The 15,637-nt window shown below is 45.3% G+C and carries 14 protein-coding genes and 1 pseudogene; 6 read left to right on the top strand and 9 right to left on the bottom strand.

What is annotated here, in order from left to right; genetic code table 11:
* Positions 1-41: 41 nt before the first annotated feature.
* The 4 genes from HF864_RS03390 to HF864_RS03375 form a co-directional block, all read right to left on the bottom strand.
* Complete coding sequence (locus tag HF864_RS03390) at positions 42-818, bottom strand: DUF6339 family protein (RefSeq protein WP_240936865.1); 777 nt, start codon at positions 816-818, stop codon at positions 42-44.
* Positions 808-1,671: a hypothetical protein gene (locus tag HF864_RS03385; RefSeq protein WP_169461707.1), complete on the bottom strand. Its 864-nt coding sequence runs from the start codon at positions 1,669-1,671 to the stop codon at positions 808-810. Before HF864_RS03385 ends, HF864_RS03390 begins: the two co-directional genes overlap by 11 nt.
* Positions 1,655-3,619: a hypothetical protein gene (locus HF864_RS03380; protein ID WP_169461706.1), complete on the bottom strand. Its 1,965-nt coding sequence runs from the start codon at positions 3,617-3,619 to the stop codon at positions 1,655-1,657. Before HF864_RS03380 ends, HF864_RS03385 begins: the two co-directional genes overlap by 17 nt.
* 179 nt (positions 3,620-3,798) lie before the next feature.
* Positions 3,799-4,605 carry a restriction endonuclease gene (locus HF864_RS03375; protein WP_240936864.1) on the bottom strand — a complete coding sequence of 269 codons (807 nt, stop codon included), beginning with the start codon at positions 4,603-4,605 and terminating at the stop codon, positions 3,799-3,801.
* Positions 4,606-4,887: 282 nt separating this feature from the next.
* On the opposite strand from HF864_RS03375, the gene HF864_RS03370 reads away from it, so the two are divergent.
* Positions 4,888-5,229, top strand: a complete 342-nt coding sequence (locus tag HF864_RS03370; protein ID WP_169461705.1) for a hypothetical protein — start codon at positions 4,888-4,890, stop codon at positions 5,227-5,229.
* 358 nt (positions 5,230-5,587) lie between these two features.
* Positions 5,588-6,526: a phosphoglycerate dehydrogenase gene (locus HF864_RS03365; RefSeq protein ID WP_169461704.1), complete on the top strand. Its 939-nt coding sequence runs from the start codon at positions 5,588-5,590 to the stop codon at positions 6,524-6,526.
* Positions 6,527-6,622: 96 nt separating this feature from the next.
* Here HF864_RS03365 and HF864_RS03360 read toward each other — a convergent pair whose 3' ends face one another.
* Positions 6,623-7,612 carry an amidohydrolase family protein gene (locus HF864_RS03360; protein WP_169461703.1) on the bottom strand — a complete coding sequence of 330 codons (990 nt, stop codon included), beginning with the start codon at positions 7,610-7,612 and terminating at the stop codon, positions 6,623-6,625.
* A gap of 157 nt (positions 7,613-7,769) precedes the next feature.
* A complete protein-coding gene (locus HF864_RS03355) occupies positions 7,770-9,560 on the bottom strand; it encodes a DUF2207 domain-containing protein (RefSeq protein ID WP_169461702.1) in 1,791 nt (596 codons plus the stop codon).
* Positions 9,561-9,825: 265 nt separating this feature from the next.
* Here HF864_RS03355 and mgtA point away from each other — a divergent pair.
* Positions 9,826-12,556: pseudogene (gene mgtA, locus HF864_RS03350) on the top strand (magnesium-translocating P-type ATPase).
* A gap of 14 nt (positions 12,557-12,570) precedes the next feature.
* Positions 12,571-12,711, top strand: coding sequence for a hypothetical protein (locus tag HF864_RS03345; protein WP_169461701.1), 141 nt, complete (start codon positions 12,571-12,573; stop codon positions 12,709-12,711).
* Positions 12,712-12,769: 58 nt separating this feature from the next.
* On the opposite strand, the gene HF864_RS03340 is transcribed toward HF864_RS03345, so the two are convergent.
* From HF864_RS03340 to HF864_RS03330, 3 genes are all read right to left on the bottom strand, one after another.
* Positions 12,770-13,009 (bottom strand): hypothetical protein, encoded by a 240-nt coding sequence (locus tag HF864_RS03340; protein WP_169461700.1) that lies wholly within the window; start codon positions 13,007-13,009, stop codon positions 12,770-12,772.
* Positions 13,010-13,279: 270 nt separating this feature from the next.
* The gene (locus HF864_RS03335) at positions 13,280-13,654 is read right to left on the bottom strand and encodes a VOC family protein (protein ID WP_169461699.1); all 375 of its coding nucleotides are present in this window, start codon (positions 13,652-13,654) and stop codon (positions 13,280-13,282) included.
* A gap of 17 nt (positions 13,655-13,671) precedes the next feature.
* Positions 13,672-14,070: a hypothetical protein gene (locus HF864_RS03330; protein WP_169461698.1), complete on the bottom strand. Its 399-nt coding sequence runs from the start codon at positions 14,068-14,070 to the stop codon at positions 13,672-13,674.
* A 142-nt stretch (positions 14,071-14,212) separates the two neighbouring features.
* Between HF864_RS03330 and HF864_RS03325 the strand changes: the two genes are divergently transcribed.
* Positions 14,213-14,851: an ATP-binding cassette domain-containing protein gene (locus HF864_RS03325; protein WP_169461697.1), complete on the top strand. Its 639-nt coding sequence runs from the start codon at positions 14,213-14,215 to the stop codon at positions 14,849-14,851.
* On the top strand, positions 14,844-15,632 hold the full coding sequence (gene fetB, locus HF864_RS03320) for an iron export ABC transporter permease subunit FetB (protein WP_169461696.1): 789 nt from the start codon (positions 14,844-14,846) through the stop codon (positions 15,630-15,632). The genes HF864_RS03325 and fetB overlap by 8 nt, the downstream gene beginning before the upstream one ends.
* Positions 15,633-15,637 lie beyond the last annotated feature (5 nt).

Below are 15,637 nucleotides of genomic sequence, written 5' to 3'. Positions count from 1 at the left end.
TCCAGTATCGATGTCTCTCTGTTATCACAGACCAAAAAAGCTTAAATTAGGATATGGCGATTCTTGGCCGGCAGAGTGTGAGGGTTAGCAGTGAAGTAATCAATAAAGTCCATCGTCTCCTGCTTGACTTGAGCACGCGTCATGATGTCCAACACCTTGACACCGCCGATCATGTTAAAGTGCTTATTGATATAGGAATAGGTCTCCTTAACGTTTTTTACCCTATCGCGTCGGGCATAGATGCCTTCCACGATTCCCAACGCGATATCTTGATTGTTAGTCAACTTGCTGGCAAAGAAACTAATTGCCTTGCCTGATATATCCAACTCGCAAAAGAAACGAATCAGCCAGTAAGGATCAGTATCCACATTCTGCTCATCATACAGTCGCTTGCCTACCCACCAGTATTTTGAAAGTCGTTGTGTAAGCTGCGCCCGAATGGTACTGCCATAAAAGAATAGATAATTTTTGATGTGCTGATCAAAATTTTGATGATTGGCCACCTGCTTAAGACTGGCCAATAAGTAATCAAGGTAGACCGTGTTAAGCATCGTAAACCACATTTCTTCCTGGGTGGCCTGAACCGGCGTCAGCCAATTCAGCGCACTATAGACGGCAATGGTATTATGGACCTCGTCGCCTGGCTTTAACAACTGGTATTCAAATTCATGGTTGATCTCGTATACTTCATCATTTTCAAACAGCTTTTGAATTGCTGCTCGATCAAAATTGCGATAAAGGTCTAGGTATTTTTCATCAAAATCGCGTTTGAATGCTTCTAAAAATTCGTTCGTACACATTCGCAGCTTAGTCTTCATCCGTCGTCAACCTTTCTATTTCGTCAAACGCACGATCCAACGGCATTTCGAGTAGCACCTGCGCAACTTTTAGCGATAGACTGGGATCTTTGTACAGATCCTCGACTTCAAAATCATTAGCCTGCATCTTTTTTTCAATCACCTGATACCAGCGCTTGTCAGACAATTCCTCAGCTCCCGGCTGGGCCATAAAGTTCAGCAGCTGCAGCAATGCCGGCATAATCACGATACTCAGCGAGGTATTGGGAAGATCCTGATCCCGAACATACTGTTGGTAGATCTTTTCTGGCAGATAGATATAAACGACATCCCCGTCATTATTGACTTTCATTTCTTTATCTTTATGCGAGGTTACCTTCATGATTGAAGAGATGTTTTGGAAACTGTCAATATCAGATACGTCCAAGTTGATCGTAAATGATACCGCCAATGGGTCGCCCGGCTCCAAATCCGGAAAAACATAGCCCGGCCCGTACAAATCAGGATTTACGCTGGCATTCCGCAAGCCGATGATTGTATCCTTAGCCAATAAAAATCCGGTAATTTCCACTTTTTGACGCAAATAACGCGGATCAATCTCAAATGCAATCTGTGTTTTGCCAGGCTCAACCGGAATCAGCCGCCGAAAAGCCGCACGTGAATTTTCAATATGCAGATAAAAACCGGCTTTATCCAGTTCAATCTGCTCATTCAGCACCTGATCATGCAGCTCAAAATCCGCATATAAGACTGCATTTTTAAAAGGTGTTGCATCCTCAAGACGGTAGTGCACGATAAAGCTTGAATCAGCCTGGTAGTCTGGATCGTTGATTGACAAGACTGGGTAAGGATAGATGCTATTCACAATGCGCATAGACTTCCACCTCCAGTTTCAAGCGCGAATTCCGATTCAAAATCATTTCAATCCGGTGCCACTGCCCTTTTGCCAGCTGATCAAGATAAACACTGTTAAAGCTGGTTCCTAGCGGTGTGCCATCTGCTAAGGTGGCGGCTTTTACACGTACAATGTCTTTATTGCCTGAATCGCCCACCACATTGATCCCAATCCGTACCTGGTCAAGTGACTGGCCAGGATTAATCAGCAGATTATAGCGACCTTGATGATAGTCTGCTTCAATACAGCGATAGGTAACATTGCCGATCAGCTGCCGTTTTACATTGATTTTAGCATACTGATCATTGTCTTTATCAGGAGCATGACTGCCGGGCCGATTGCCAAATGCGGTATCGTTTGAACCGCCAATGCCGCCTCCTTCACCGCCATCATATCCTGAGCCGCTGGTTTCACCATCCTGAACGCCAGTAGCACCAAATTCATCCAGATCATCACTAAACTCAGTCTCGCTGGCCCGCACTGGACTTTGATCGCTTGTCTGTGGCTGGGCTTCTAGTTTAACTTTGGGACGATTGCTGCCTTTTTGTTTCAGCTGCGCCTTGGCACCTTTAAAAGCATTTAGATCATCCGGCAAAAAGCTGCTGACACCAAACGCATCAACCTGTTCTTCGATCTTTTGCTCATATTGATTTTTAATCGTGGTACTGATAAAACGACGAATACTTCTTAAAAACTTACCCATTTTCTTTGGATCCGCGGCTCGCTTTTCGGACCATTTGTCGTGATTAGGATTTTCCAATTCCTTCAACAGCTGATTGATTTTTTCGCCATTGGCCCAAAATATACCTGAAAATTGAAGCGTGGAACTGATTCGATTCTGTTCATATATTTTCATCCCAACTTCACGCGTCATCAAGACTCGACGATTGTTAGCCTGCGAGCAGTTCGAAGTCAGCAGCACCGCATCGCCATCCGGTACCCCGTAGTCTGTCAATCCTTGAAGCGAAAACTCACAGTGGTCGGGATCTTCCAAAACATTTAAATAACAGAAGGCATCTCGATACTTCTTAGCCAGTCGTTTATCTTGCTGCAGATCATCCAGAATCATCTTAGCAGCCGGATAGTCAATCGTTTCGCCATCAACTTCAACCACCAGCCGATTCTTATAGAGCGAGAATAAGAAGTTGTCGACGATCGAACGCTTGATCTGTGTCTGCCAGTCACTCAGCAGACTGCGGTTAAAGCCAAGAACGTAGATGTCCGTACCGGTTTCTTGACGAGGGTGTTTTTGATCAAATGGCAGATCGGTATCAAAAGGCTGTTTACCGCACGCGCCAAAATAACCCGTACCCTGAGTAATATTTTGTTTGGCCTCCCGCAGCTTATAGGAAACGAATTTCATCACACAGATTGAACGATGCCCATCAGCTGCCAATGAGTTATAGCCAACCATTCGCAGATCACTGACGGCAAATGGTGCTCCCTTACCGATTCCAAATGAACCAGCCGAAGAATCGTCTTTTTTGATTGACGACCCCGCCTGTTCAATCAGCGATTGCCAGTTTTTATTCAACAGCCCCGTCGTTTGGTAGTCACTGATTTTTAATACCGGAATCGTTGGCTGACTCAGTGTTTCTGCCATCCGTTTAAGCATCTGTTGCGTCTTTTTCTCTTGAGTCCACTCTTTTTGCGCGGCTGGCAGGATATCGTCACGTAGTTGCTTAACGTTTGGCAGCTGTTCAGTAGGCAGATCGAAATATTGAAATGCAACTTTTACCGGCTCCTGGCCGGCTGCTGCATCAAGCGAGTTTTGACATATCTCGCGAGCCAATGAATCCAATGGTTGGTCGCGAAACATTTCCAAAGACGCATTGGATCCTGATTCCATCTGCAGATCTTGACCATATGGGAAGTACCATTGATCAGGATTCATTTTTGGTTGATTATGACTAGAAAATAATCCCATACTCATTCCCTCGATTCTTTTTATTGCAGCTGATTTAGCCAGACTGTTTTTGCAATGCTATAATCAAGGCGTCAGCAAGTTTTATTATTCAATTTTCTTGTTGACTGATTTTAACGGCGGCGTTTAAACCGGCTGCAAGGATCATTTTTTCAAGGCGTCTCAGCGATGAGGTGCCTTTTTTATTTGAATTGATAATAGTAATCGTCAAGTACGTATGTCTTAACCGGCTTAATATGCAGTTGGTATTTTTCGACCAATTCTGCCAGCTGCTGTCCATCAATCAAGGTAACCGTATTACTGCCTTGATAAGCTTTGAACTCGGCCTGAGCGGTAAAATGACTGGTCGTGATAAAGATGCCGTAATCCGCGTTAAAACTTGCCATCACGCCTTTGAACTTATCGATTTCTGGTTCTGAAACCGGCTGTTTGCCATAGCGTTTACATTGGATAGCGACACGGCTGGTACGAAAATCATCCGCCATGAAATAGCCAAATCCGTCAATACCATGATCGCCAGTTAGCTTGATGCCGCGCTCTTTATCCAGTTTGACGCCCATCTTAGAAATCAGCAGTCGCGAAAAGCTTTCAAACTTGGCTGGACTAAATTGCATCAAACACTTAAGCAGATCCGCTTTCCAATCCGCGTTTCGCAGGTCCTGTGCCTCAGAAGCTCGCGTAATCGTTATTTGTTTCGGCTGCTGATGAGGATGCCGTTTCAAATCATGCTTAGCTTCATAGTCAGCCAGATTTTGACGTCTACCCAGATCCGTTGTGACGATATCTTCACCGACTCGGGGCTGCTCAATATACCCAAACTCATACAGGTCTTGAATTGCAGCGGTAAAATCCTCCATAAACGGTGTATGGCGATGCTCATCTTTACCTGCGTAAACATCCTCATAGCGCAGCCCGTCATACTGATTTTCAGCAATCGTTTTGCGAATCATCTCGCGACTGGCTGAACCTCCCAGATCTTGCAGTGCCATTAAGATTGCTTTATCTACATATCTTTTCTGATACATCAAACCGATCCGACCTTTTACTAAAAATAAATATACATATACCAATTTTAACTGAAATCTGCCAGGCTTGACATAGTTGACGGCAAATATCTCGGATAAAATCTATTCAAATTGACGTTCAAACGTAAGCTCACCTTGTAATGCAGCTATCTTGAGCCTAATTGAATCATTTTTCCATCCGATTTAGACCATTATTCGCCAAAAACTGCTATCATAAAAAATAAGATCATCTATCGGAGGCAGATCATGACTGAAAACTATATTCGCGACTACATGCGCTTGGCCTATCAAGAAGCCGTCAACGTGCAGCGGCTGTTCGTTGATGCCATGAAGTCAACCGGCGTTAAGGAACGGCTCTGGGCTCATCTGGATGCTTTTCAGCGCAACGTCAATACGATGAATGAATTTATGTATCATACCAGTGAGGTTGAAAACGCCGCTCAGTACGTAAAGTTTTTAGAACAAGCCAAGCTGTTTCGCCAATTAGTCGATGAAAAGCTGAAAAATCACTCTTACACTAAATCCGATCGCGATAAAATTTATGATGCGGTGATGGCATTAGACAGTGCCATGCCACTTGCACTATAAATCCATGTCTCTATCAAAAAATCGCCGCTGCAGCCCAAACAGCGACGATTTTGTATTATCGATACTAAAAAAGTCCCGCTGACCAAGGCGAGACTTTGCAGTTTAGAGAGAACCTGAATGGATTTTAAGACCGCTAAAAGCTTTCTCAACGTTATTTAGATTAACAATGTTTTGTAAAGGTTCACTCATTTTTTGGTATCATTTACGTAAATTTTTCCAAGTTTTTCGCTATTAAACGACCCGTTTGTCTAAAATCCACCAATTGACTTTTTACTTGATCTTACTTAAGATTTACGCAAGCATTGATCGTCTTTTACGGTCGTCAATTGCCCTAAAACCACGAAAAGAGTGAAAAACTATGAAAGTTGCCGTACCAAGCATTATGTCGCAAGCTGGCAAGGATTATCTGACCAGCCGCGGCTTTGAATTAATCGAAACCAAGAGCCAGCGTGCCGATGTCTTGGCTAAAGAAGCAGCCGATGCAGACGGCATCATCTTGATGACTGAGCCATTTCCCAACCGTCTGGCCAAGCAGCTGCCTAAGCTAAAGGTGATTGCTCGTCATGGCGTTGGCTATGACAACGTTGACACTGAATTTTGGGCTAAGCAGGGCGTCTGGGTCACCATTGCCAAAAACGCCAATGCCTCAACGGTCGCCGAAACCACGCTAGCAGCCATGATGGCAATTTCTAAAAATCTAGTGCCGGCTACTGAACATATGCGTCAAGGTGACTGGGGCTGGACGTTTGCGCACCCAGGCTTTGATTTAGCTGGCAAGACACTTGGCATCATCGGCTATGGACGAATCGGTCGTATGATTGCCAAAAAGGCCAGTGCATTTGATATGAAAATCATTGCCTATACGCCATCAAATCGTTCCGATGGCAATGCCGAGATGGTCGATCGTGACACCGTCTTTAAAGAAGCCGACATTATTTCATTGAACATGCTGGTAACGCCTGAAACCACCAGAAGCGTTGGCAAGCGTGAATTCGACATGATGAAAAATTCGGCCGTCCTGCTTAATTTTGGGCGCGCTGCCCTGGTTGATCAAGAAGCAATGCAAACTGCTCTTAAGACCGGCTCAATTGCTGCGGCCGCCGTGGATGTTTTTGACGATGAACCCCTACCTAAAGACGATCCTTGGCTGAGCACGCCAAATGTCTTATTGACGCCGCATTTTGCTGGCAATACTAAGGAATGTATGGATCGCATGGCTGTAGACGCCGCCAGCGAAGTCGTGCGGGTACTGAATGGCCAAAAGCCGCAGTGGAACGTCAATCAGCCAGAGCATTGACTAAATAATTGACAATCAAAAATCAGCAATCTGCTTATTATCCATAACTAAAAGAAACGCGCCATCAGCTTAACAGCCTGATAACGCGTTTTTATTTTAGTGTGATTCTTTAAATCGAGCAACGACTGGATCTTCCGCAGCTTTAGCGGCGGCTACGTTGGCTGGTTTAAAGTAAACGCGGTTGGCATTATTGTACATGACGTCTGCCAATTCATCAGGCGTAAACAAATCGGTATGCTCCAACCAGGTCGCCAGCTGATGATAGGTATTGAATGTAGCCGACCACGGCGAATCGGTTCCCCAGATCAAGCGCTGGGCGCCCACAATCTTCTTGGCCAGCGCAACCGTTTTTTGACAGCGGGGATATGGAAAATCATGGGTCCCTTCTCCATCAATATCCTGGATCGCCGAAATATCCAGATAAATATTTTCAAACGGCGCAAACTGTTGCAGCACGTTGTCAAGGCGAGCTAGGTGATCAGCGTTGGGAAATGATAGATGGCAGACTACAAAATCCATTGTTGGATAACGCTGCGCCAAGTTTACGATGGCCTCTGGCTGATAACTGGTCTGCGTATAATCCCCATAGTCTACCGTCACGACAAATCCGGGATAATCAGCCAGGTAATGCATGATCTGGCTGACTTTGGCATCCTCATCCAGTCGAAACGGCGTATGGAAGCCATGCAGCCCGCCACCTTGGCTGATTTCAAACTTAATGGCACGAAAACCCAGCTGCTCAACGTGACGCTTGACGATTGCCATGGCCCGATCAACGTATGGATCAACGGCAAAGGCACCGATAAAGCGATCCGGATATTTTTTGACGACCTGATACGTATAGTAGTTTTGATAGCCATTCAGGGTTCCCTGCAATAAAACGGCTTTTTCAATATTTTCAGCATCCATGATCGGTAGGTACTTCTCTGCCAAAAAATCATCATCGCCCCAACCTTTTGGCAACAAATGAATGATCTCGCCGTCATCCCAGATGCCATAGCCGTTACCCAGCGGACTCAAGCGTCCCTGCCCCTTTGAACCGGCCATGGCACGAATCAAATGGATGTGTCCTTCGATCTTTTTCAAAATGATTCCTTCTTCCTTAGTCAATCCACTTTACGATGGCTACATTTTAGCACCTTTAGATCGTTTCGTTGGCTCAAATTATTATCGGTCGCACATTACTTGATCTGATCCACAGGTTTGAAACGGACCTTTTTTGATGCATCCAATTGTATATCGCTTAAAAGGCGCCACCGCCCGAGCCACCGCCAAAACCACCTGAACTGCCGGCTGAAAAGCCACCTGAGCCGCCAGATGTTGAAGACGAATTACCGAGATCAAGAGCTTTTTCAAAAGTACTCTCAAACGTCCCCGTCCAAGGATCGCTGGCAAAGATCCACGGATAGCTGATTAAAATGCTGTCATTGAGCTCAGCATCAGTAAACGATAGCCGTAGTTCATTGATGACTTTTTTGGCCAGTCCAAATGCCGTTGCATAAGGCAAAATCTGCTCCCATAAGATAATGTCGCCGACTTCTTTAAGCTTGAAGTCGCCAATGTCTTTGAGCATCAAAATAAAACAGTCCAGATCGTATTTCATCTGCTGTCCTTTAGGTGTGTACGGCAAAAGACGATGGCTGTACCATGCGCCCCATCCCAGTGTCAGTACAAACAGCACGCCGATTACGATCTTTAATATCAAACCATCGACAACAAAGATCATCCCAAAAATCAGCAATGCCACCATAATCAGCAAGAAAACATTGAGCTGCTTAAAGTGATCTGCATTTTCATCGTAATAACCGGTCTGGCGCGCTTGTTCAAGACTGTCCTGAGCCCATTGATCAAAGGCTTGAGCAAGTTTTTTGGCATGCTGGCGCTTTTTGCTCCATTTTTTAAGCTGACTGAGCGTAAAACTTTGACCATCGCCACATTTTTCAAACATCATCGACAGCAGTGAATTTTCTGCCAGGACGGCTGGTTTTTTAACGGTAAAACGATAATCATCAGCTGTTGTTTTTTGAATCTCGATCTTGTACTCACCCGCTAGCTGCATCAAATAACCGCTGAGTACGCGGGCATTGGGCTGCTGATTTTTATCGATTGCAAAGGCCTGCTCGACGGGATAAGGCGGAATCTCAAATGAATGAACCAAGGGGCGCTGTTTAGACATTGTTGGCTGCTTTTTGATAAACCACCAGCCATATGCCAAGATCCCCAAAATACTTACGGCACTGTAGCCAAGCTTGATGATTCGCAAGCGATGCCGTTGTTGCGCCCGTTTGGCATTGGCTTTTTTCGCCAGTTCTTGTTCCTCTTTAAGCTTAGCAGCCAATACCTTTTTATCTACGTGATTGGTATTATTGGGGACAACGGCATTGTCAAACAATAGATGACTTTCAACAAACTGATGCGCAGAAACGCGGTCAACTGTCATCCTGACGCGACCCTGCTTTTTTAAAACTACCGTCTTGCCATTCAGCGGACCATGCGTAAAGGCCTTGAGCGAGTCAACGTTTTTGCCGGGCAGCTGGATCACAATTGAAACGTTGTGCAGTGGCTCATCCCAGCCGGTGCCAATAATTTTCCAATTTAATTCGGCCGTATCTTGATAGCTGGTAATCACGTTATGCAGTCGATAATGATAAATAAACGTAGCCTCCGCATCACTAATTTGATGATAGACCTTAAGCTTGAGCCAATCATTGGTTTGGGTGGTTTTTACAGTATCATTTTGCCCCGATTGACTGATTGGCAGCTTGGTTAAATGGCCGTTTTGCTCAACGGCAGCCGCAATCTGATCAGCCTTGCCGATTCCTTTTAGATCCTGGTTGTAATATACACCATGAAAGTCGCCATTAAACTCATAGGTGATCTTTTGCGTCAGATCCACATCCCCATTTTTTAGCACATCGACGTTGACCTGATACTGCTTAATGTTAAAATCACCGTCCGCAAGCCCCTGGATCGGTATCAAAATCATGATCATCAAGGCCATGACTCCCATCAGCCAAGTCAGCTGCTTTTTCATTGACTTCCCCTGCTTTCTTAAGATTTTCTTTAATTTTACCAGACCCATACTGGCAAATATAGCGCTGCCATAAATTCATCAGCTGTGCTTTTTTGATCATGATTGACAAAATCAAATTATCTAGCAACCAGCAGTCATGAATAAAGCGATACAATCTGGCATAACTGTCTATTTATTCATTTTCGATTGAAACCGCTTGCTAAAATTGCGCTAAAATGAAGACGAAATGGGATGTGCAGGATCTTCATTAAACAAGGGGGTTTTAATGATGAGCAGTCAAAAACAGCAGACTGTAGCTGACCAACAGCAAGCTGCGGCACAAAAAGCTCGCCAGGTCCGCGTTGACTACGCCGCCACGCACTCGGCAGCTGAGCTTTTAAAACATTTCAACACCAGTAGGCAAGGCTTGAGCGACTCACAGGTAACCCAAAGCCGTAAGCAATTTGGTGCCAACAAAGTCCAGCAGCAAAAGCAGCAGTCAATCGGCAAGCGGCTGATCAGCGCCTTTGTCAATCCATTTACGGCCATTCTCTTGATTTTGGCCATTGTCTCAACGTTTACCGACATGATCTTTCCCTATTTTTCATTATTTGGGAGCAAGCCGGCCAACTTCAGCTGTGCGACGGTCGTTATTATCGTTACGATGATCATGATCTCCGGTATACTGCGCTTTGTTCAGGAATACCGCAGCGGCAATGCAACGGCCAAGCTTTTGGCAATGATCAAGACTACCTGCACCGTAACGCGCAATGGTCAAGAAAAAGACATCGATCTCAATGACGTCGTGGTTGGCGATATCGTCCATCTTTCCGCGGGCAACATGATTCCGGCTGATTTAAGAATCTTGGAAAATACCGACTTATTCGTTAATCGATCTGAGCTGACTGGCGAGAGTCGTCCCGTAGAAAAAAGCGCGGCCGATGAGGTGAAAAAACCGCAGATTACCGATTATGAAAATATCGCCTTGATGGGCAGCAATGTCATTTCCGGCAGCGGTCTTGGGCTGGTAATTGAGGTCGGCTCTAATACCATGTTTGGCTCAATGGCTGGCGCCGTTTCTAAAGAAAAGATCGAAACCAACTTTACCAAAGGCGTTAATTCCGTCAGCTGGGTACTGATTCGTTTCATGCTGGTCATGGTGCCATTGGTATTTTTCATCAACGGTCTAACCAAGCATGACTGGCTGGAGGCTTTCTTGTTTGGGATCTCGACAGCAGTCGGTCTAACGCCGGAAATGCTGCCAATGATCGTTACCACCTGCCTGGCCAAGGGCGCAATTGCCATGAGCCAAAAGAAGACGATCGTCAAGAATCTCAATTCGATTCAAGATTTCGGGGCTGCCGATATTCTTTGTACCGATAAAACTGGGACGTTGACGCAGGATAAGATCGTTTTGGACTGTTACTGGAATATCGATGGTCAATCCGATGATCGTATTTTAAGACATGCTTTTTTAAACAGCTATTTTCAAACCGGTTATAAAAACGTCATGGACAAAGCCATCATCGCCAAGGCTGAGGATACCGAATCACATCCCGAGCTGCAGGATCTGGAAGATGACTACGTTAAGGTCGATGAGATTCCGTTTGATTTTAAGCGGCGCCGACTCAGCATCGTTGTCAAAGATCCCAATGGCAAGCGCCAGATGGTAACCAAAGGCGCGGTTGAAGAAATGCTTTCTATCTGCAGCTATGCCGAAACCAAAGCCGGTATTCAGCCACTGACGCCAGCGTTGCAAAAACAAGTCATGGACATGGTAGATCGACTGAACAACAAGGGCTTTCGTGTTTTGATTCTGGCCCAAAAGACTGATCCGGCACCGGTCGACGTCTTGAGCGCCAAGGATGAAAAAGACATGGTACTGATGGGCTATCTGGCCTTTCTCGATCCACCTAAGGAATCAACGGGTCGTGCCTTAAAAGCCCTTTTGGAACATGGCGTAACAACCAAAATTCTAACTGGTGACAACGACAAGGTTACGGCCACGGTCTGTCAAGAAGTCGGCATGTCCGTATCACACCTATTGTTGGGCGAGGATTTAGTCAAAATGTCGGATCAAGAACTGGCTGATCAAGTTGAACAAACACAGGTTTTTGCCAAGCTGACTCCCGATCAGAAGTCGCGCATTGTTTCTACTTTACGTGCTAAGGGGCATACTGTTGCCTACATGGGCGATGGTATCAATGACGCTGAAGCCATGAAAGCCGCCGATATTGGTATCTCGGTCGACAATGCCGTTGACGTGGCCAAGGAATCAGCTGATGTCATCTTGCTGCAAAAAGACTTGATGATTTTGGAACGCGGAATCGTAGAAGGTCGCAAGACGTATGCCAACATGATTAAATACATCAAGATGACTGCTTCTTCCAACTTTGGGAACATCTTCTCCGTTTTAATTGCTGCAGCCCTCCTGCCATTCTTACCGATGAAAAGCATTCATCTGCTGCTGCACGGCGATCCCATGGGACAATGTTGATGCCGACTATCTAAAAGTACCGCGTGAATGGGATGCTTCTTCAATCGGCAGCTTCATGATCTGGATGGGACCAACCAGCTCTGTCTTTGACTTGACGACTTATCTGTTTATGTACTTTGTCTTTTGTCCATTATTTGTTTCACATGGCATTTTATATACCGATCTGCCCGCCCACTTTACCGGTGCGGCTCTGGCAGCCATGCAGCTTAAATACGTGGGAATGTTTCAGGCCGGCTGGTTCGTTGAATCGATGTGGAGTCAGACCATGGTTATCCATATGATTCGGACACCCAAGATTCCATTTATTCAGAGTCGCGCCTCAGCTGAGCTGATTTTGCTCTCTACGATCGGCATCGCCTTAGCTACCTTGATTCCATTTACTGCGATTGGTCGGGCATTGGGATTTGTTGCTTTACCAGGCAGCTATTTCTGGTATCTGATTCCATGCGTGCTGTGCTATATGATTCTGGCTACCAGTATTAAAAAAGCTTATATTCGTCACTTTGGCGAGCTGCTTTAAGGAAGGTGATTATCATGCTGACGATTCTGTTAAGTGCATTTCACCCGGCCAAGGCATTTTGGATTGGTCTGATTATCGTATTAGCAATCATTGTCGTGATGAATCTGATCTGCTGGCTGCTGCCACCCAAAAAGCAGTCCCATAGGCATTCTTGATTAAATAGATACGGATAAAATAAAATCGCACCGGCTATTAGTCGATGCGATTTTTTACTTAACGTGTTTGACGCTGCTTAATCGCTGCAGCAATTGCCGATATATTCATTTGTTGTTTGAGACTGTGACCGATTTGATTATATTCACAATAATGCTGCCAATTTTGGCGCGGTACGCTCCATGATCTGCCTGTCTTAGGATCGCGAATTGAAATGCGAATGCCACATAATAATCCCAGCACCAACAGTACGGCGGCTAATGCAAACTGCATGAACAGTGCAAATGCAATCGCCAGCATTAAAAAGAAGAACTACCCAACTGGTATCAAGCGTTCAAATACTCGATCATATTCCATTGTAGCCTCGCTTTGCAGCGGCAGCTTATTTTTTCCCATGTCTCCATCCCCTATATTAATTAGTACTTTAATTATAACGCAGCGGATAAATATTTGTACGGATGAATTGTTTTAAAAAATGAAACTGCATTGCTTGATTAAATCTGCTGACCATCAATTCTGTCTAGCAAAGTCCGCTTTCTGAAAAACTGCCATCAATTTTTCGACAGCCCACTAGACGTTTTTTTCGGCGACAGCATACCAGTTGCCTTCTGGATCAGCAAAATTAAACGTTTGCTGATTACCGACCAAAACGATTTCATTGACCGTAGCCCCCATCTGCAGCAACCTTGCATGGGCTGAGGCCAGATCATCAACATAAAACATGATAGAAGGCGAATTGAGCATCACTTCTGGCGAGTATTTTTGAATGAAGGCGCGACTGTAAAACTGGAGGCTGGCTTCCGGCAGAATTGGGACCGTGATCGTCTTTGAACCATCAATCAGCGTTTTTTCATCAGCCCGTGGTGTCCCAGCAGCTTGTTCAAAAAAGGCCGCTACTTTTTCGACATCATCAACATAAACCATTACGTTCATTGACTGCAGCATTCTAACACCTCATCTCACTATTGCTGCTCTGATTGACGTTGCTTAATATGTTTGGCAACCGACGCAGCCTGGCTCTGTTCACGCCATCTTTTCCAGTCGATGCCATTATATTGACAGTACTGGTGCCACTGCCGACGCGAAACCACCCATGACTGACCGGTTTTGGGATCGCGAATGCCGACCTTTTGATAAAACAGCAAGCCACCAAGCAATACGGCCAGCGCCAGCCCAAAGCGATAAAACAGGCATAAGATAATGACGCTGATTAAAATAACAAATTCGATACCAGAAAATGCCCGCACGTAGACATGATCATAGCCGCTAGGATCATGGTCCAGCTCCTGCAATGGTCCCAAAGGCTTTTGATTGAGACTGATCGGCATTTCGCCGGTACTCTTATTGATTGTTTTTCGCATGATTCTCCCCCAAAGCTTTATCTGTCGTTTGTCTTTCATTATATCAGAAAACTGACAGCGCCTACAGGTTCAATTTATTGAGCGGCTAAGTGCGAACCGTTAAAATGAAACCATACTTAATTAACAGTTGAGGTGAACTATAATGACCGATGTTTTAACGCTGCATCAGATCAGTCTGATCATCCGGGGAAAAACACTGTTAAAGGATATTAATCTCAGCATTCCTAAGGGATCCTTCATCACTTTGGCCGGACCATCTGGTGCAGGGAAAAGTACTATTCTTAAAATCTGTGCTCGCCTTTTGACGCCCAGCAGCGGCAAGCTCTTATACAACGAACGCGATGCCTTTTTAATTCCACCCCAGGATTATCGACGCCACGTTTCCTATTGTTTTCAGCAACCGGTCTTATTTGGCGAAACGGTTGCTGATAATTTGAATTTTCCTTTCCAGATTCGCAATCAAGTACCTGATCAAGAAAGGCAACACGCACTTTTAGATCAGGTCAACCTGCCTGCCGACTACCTTTCAAAAAATATAGCCAGCCTGTCTGGCGGTGAAAAACAGCGGATTGCCTTGATTCGCAATTTGATGTTTGAACCAGACGTCTTGCTTTTGGATGAGGTAACAACTGGCTTGGATGCCGAAAACAAGCAGATCGTCCATCGATTAATTGATAATTATCGCCAAAAAGGAACTATTCTGGCGATCACGCACGATCAAGAAGAACTGGCACAAGCTGAAAAAATCGTTACGATCAAGGGAGGTCAAATTCATGAATAGCGTTCACGTCAATAACGTCAGCCTGCTTTATGCAGCCGGACTGGTGTTAATCGCCCTGCTTATCTCGTATCGCCAAAAGCTGGGATTGAATCGTGACATGATCATCAGCGTTGTCCGGGCAATCGTACAGCTAACGATTGTCGGCTATATTCTAAAGTACATCTTTGCCCTGGATAACGTCTGGGTTACCGGCGCCATGGTTTTAATCATTATTTTCAATGCTGCCCGTAACGCTGCTGGACGTGGCAGTGGCATCCCCAATCTATTCTGGCCTTCGTTTTTGGCAATTTTGATCAGTACCGGCGTTACCATGGGTGGACTAGTCTGGTCAGGTGCCATTAAGTTTATCCCTTCACAGATTGTGCCAATTTCTGGAATGATTGCCTCCAATTCAATGGTTGCCATCGGGCTTTGCTACCGCCAAATGAAGACCAAGTTTCACGACATGCACCAAGCTGTTGAGGAGCGTCTTGCCTTAGGGGCAACGGCATTTCAAGCCAGCGGCGATATCGTTAGGGCCTGTATCAAAACCGGTATGCAGCCAACCATCGACTCAGCCAAGACTTATGGCATCGTCAGTCTGCCAGGGATGATGTCAGGACTGATTTTTGCTGGGGTCGATCCAGTCTATGCCATTAAATATCAGATTATGGTTGTTTTCATGCTACTATCAGCAACCAGTCTGGGATCAGTCTGCTCATGCTATATCGCTTATCAGCGCTTCTTTTCTGATGATCTGCAGCTGATTGATCGTCTGGCACAGGAAAATGAAACCAAGTAAAAAGA

Origin of the sequence: Lactobacillus sp. MRS-253-APC-2B (assembly GCF_012843675.1) — a bacterium.
GTDB lineage: Bacteria > Bacillota > Bacilli > Lactobacillales > Lactobacillaceae > Limosilactobacillus > Limosilactobacillus pulli.
This window is presented reverse-complemented; position numbering and strand designations above follow the sequence as displayed.

Excerpts from the sequence above, each read along its gene's own strand:
- fetB (WP_169461696.1), top strand. The coding sequence starts at position 14,844 with ATGAATAGCGTTCACGTCAATAACGTCAGCCTGCTTTATGCAGCCGGA.
- HF864_RS03365 (WP_169461704.1), top strand. The coding sequence starts at position 5,588 with ATGAAAGTTGCCGTACCAAGCATTATGTCGCAAGCTGGCAAGGATTAT.
- HF864_RS03370 (WP_169461705.1), top strand. The coding sequence starts at position 4,888 with ATGACTGAAAACTATATTCGCGACTACATGCGCTTGGCCTATCAAGAA.
- HF864_RS03390 (WP_240936865.1), bottom strand. The coding sequence starts at position 818 with ATGAAGACTAAGCTGCGAATGTGTACGAACGAATTTTTAGAAGCATTC.
- HF864_RS03380 (WP_169461706.1), bottom strand. The coding sequence starts at position 3,619 with ATGGGATTATTTTCTAGTCATAATCAACCAAAAATGAATCCTGATCAA.
- HF864_RS03325 (WP_169461697.1), top strand. The coding sequence starts at position 14,213 with ATGACCGATGTTTTAACGCTGCATCAGATCAGTCTGATCATCCGGGGA.
- HF864_RS03340 (WP_169461700.1), bottom strand. The coding sequence starts at position 13,009 with ATGCTGGCGATTGCATTTGCACTGTTCATGCAGTTTGCATTAGCCGCC.
- HF864_RS03335 (WP_169461699.1), bottom strand. The coding sequence starts at position 13,654 with ATGCTGCAGTCAATGAACGTAATGGTTTATGTTGATGATGTCGAAAAA.
- HF864_RS03375 (WP_240936864.1), bottom strand. The coding sequence starts at position 4,605 with ATGGCACTGCAAGATCTGGGAGGTTCAGCCAGTCGCGAGATGATTCGC.
- HF864_RS03345 (WP_169461701.1), top strand. The coding sequence starts at position 12,571 with ATGCTGACGATTCTGTTAAGTGCATTTCACCCGGCCAAGGCATTTTGG.
- HF864_RS03385 (WP_169461707.1), bottom strand. The coding sequence starts at position 1,671 with ATGCGCATTGTGAATAGCATCTATCCTTACCCAGTCTTGTCAATCAAC.
- HF864_RS03355 (WP_169461702.1), bottom strand. The coding sequence starts at position 9,560 with ATGAAAAAGCAGCTGACTTGGCTGATGGGAGTCATGGCCTTGATGATC.
- HF864_RS03330 (WP_169461698.1), bottom strand. The coding sequence starts at position 14,070 with ATGCGAAAAACAATCAATAAGAGTACCGGCGAAATGCCGATCAGTCTC.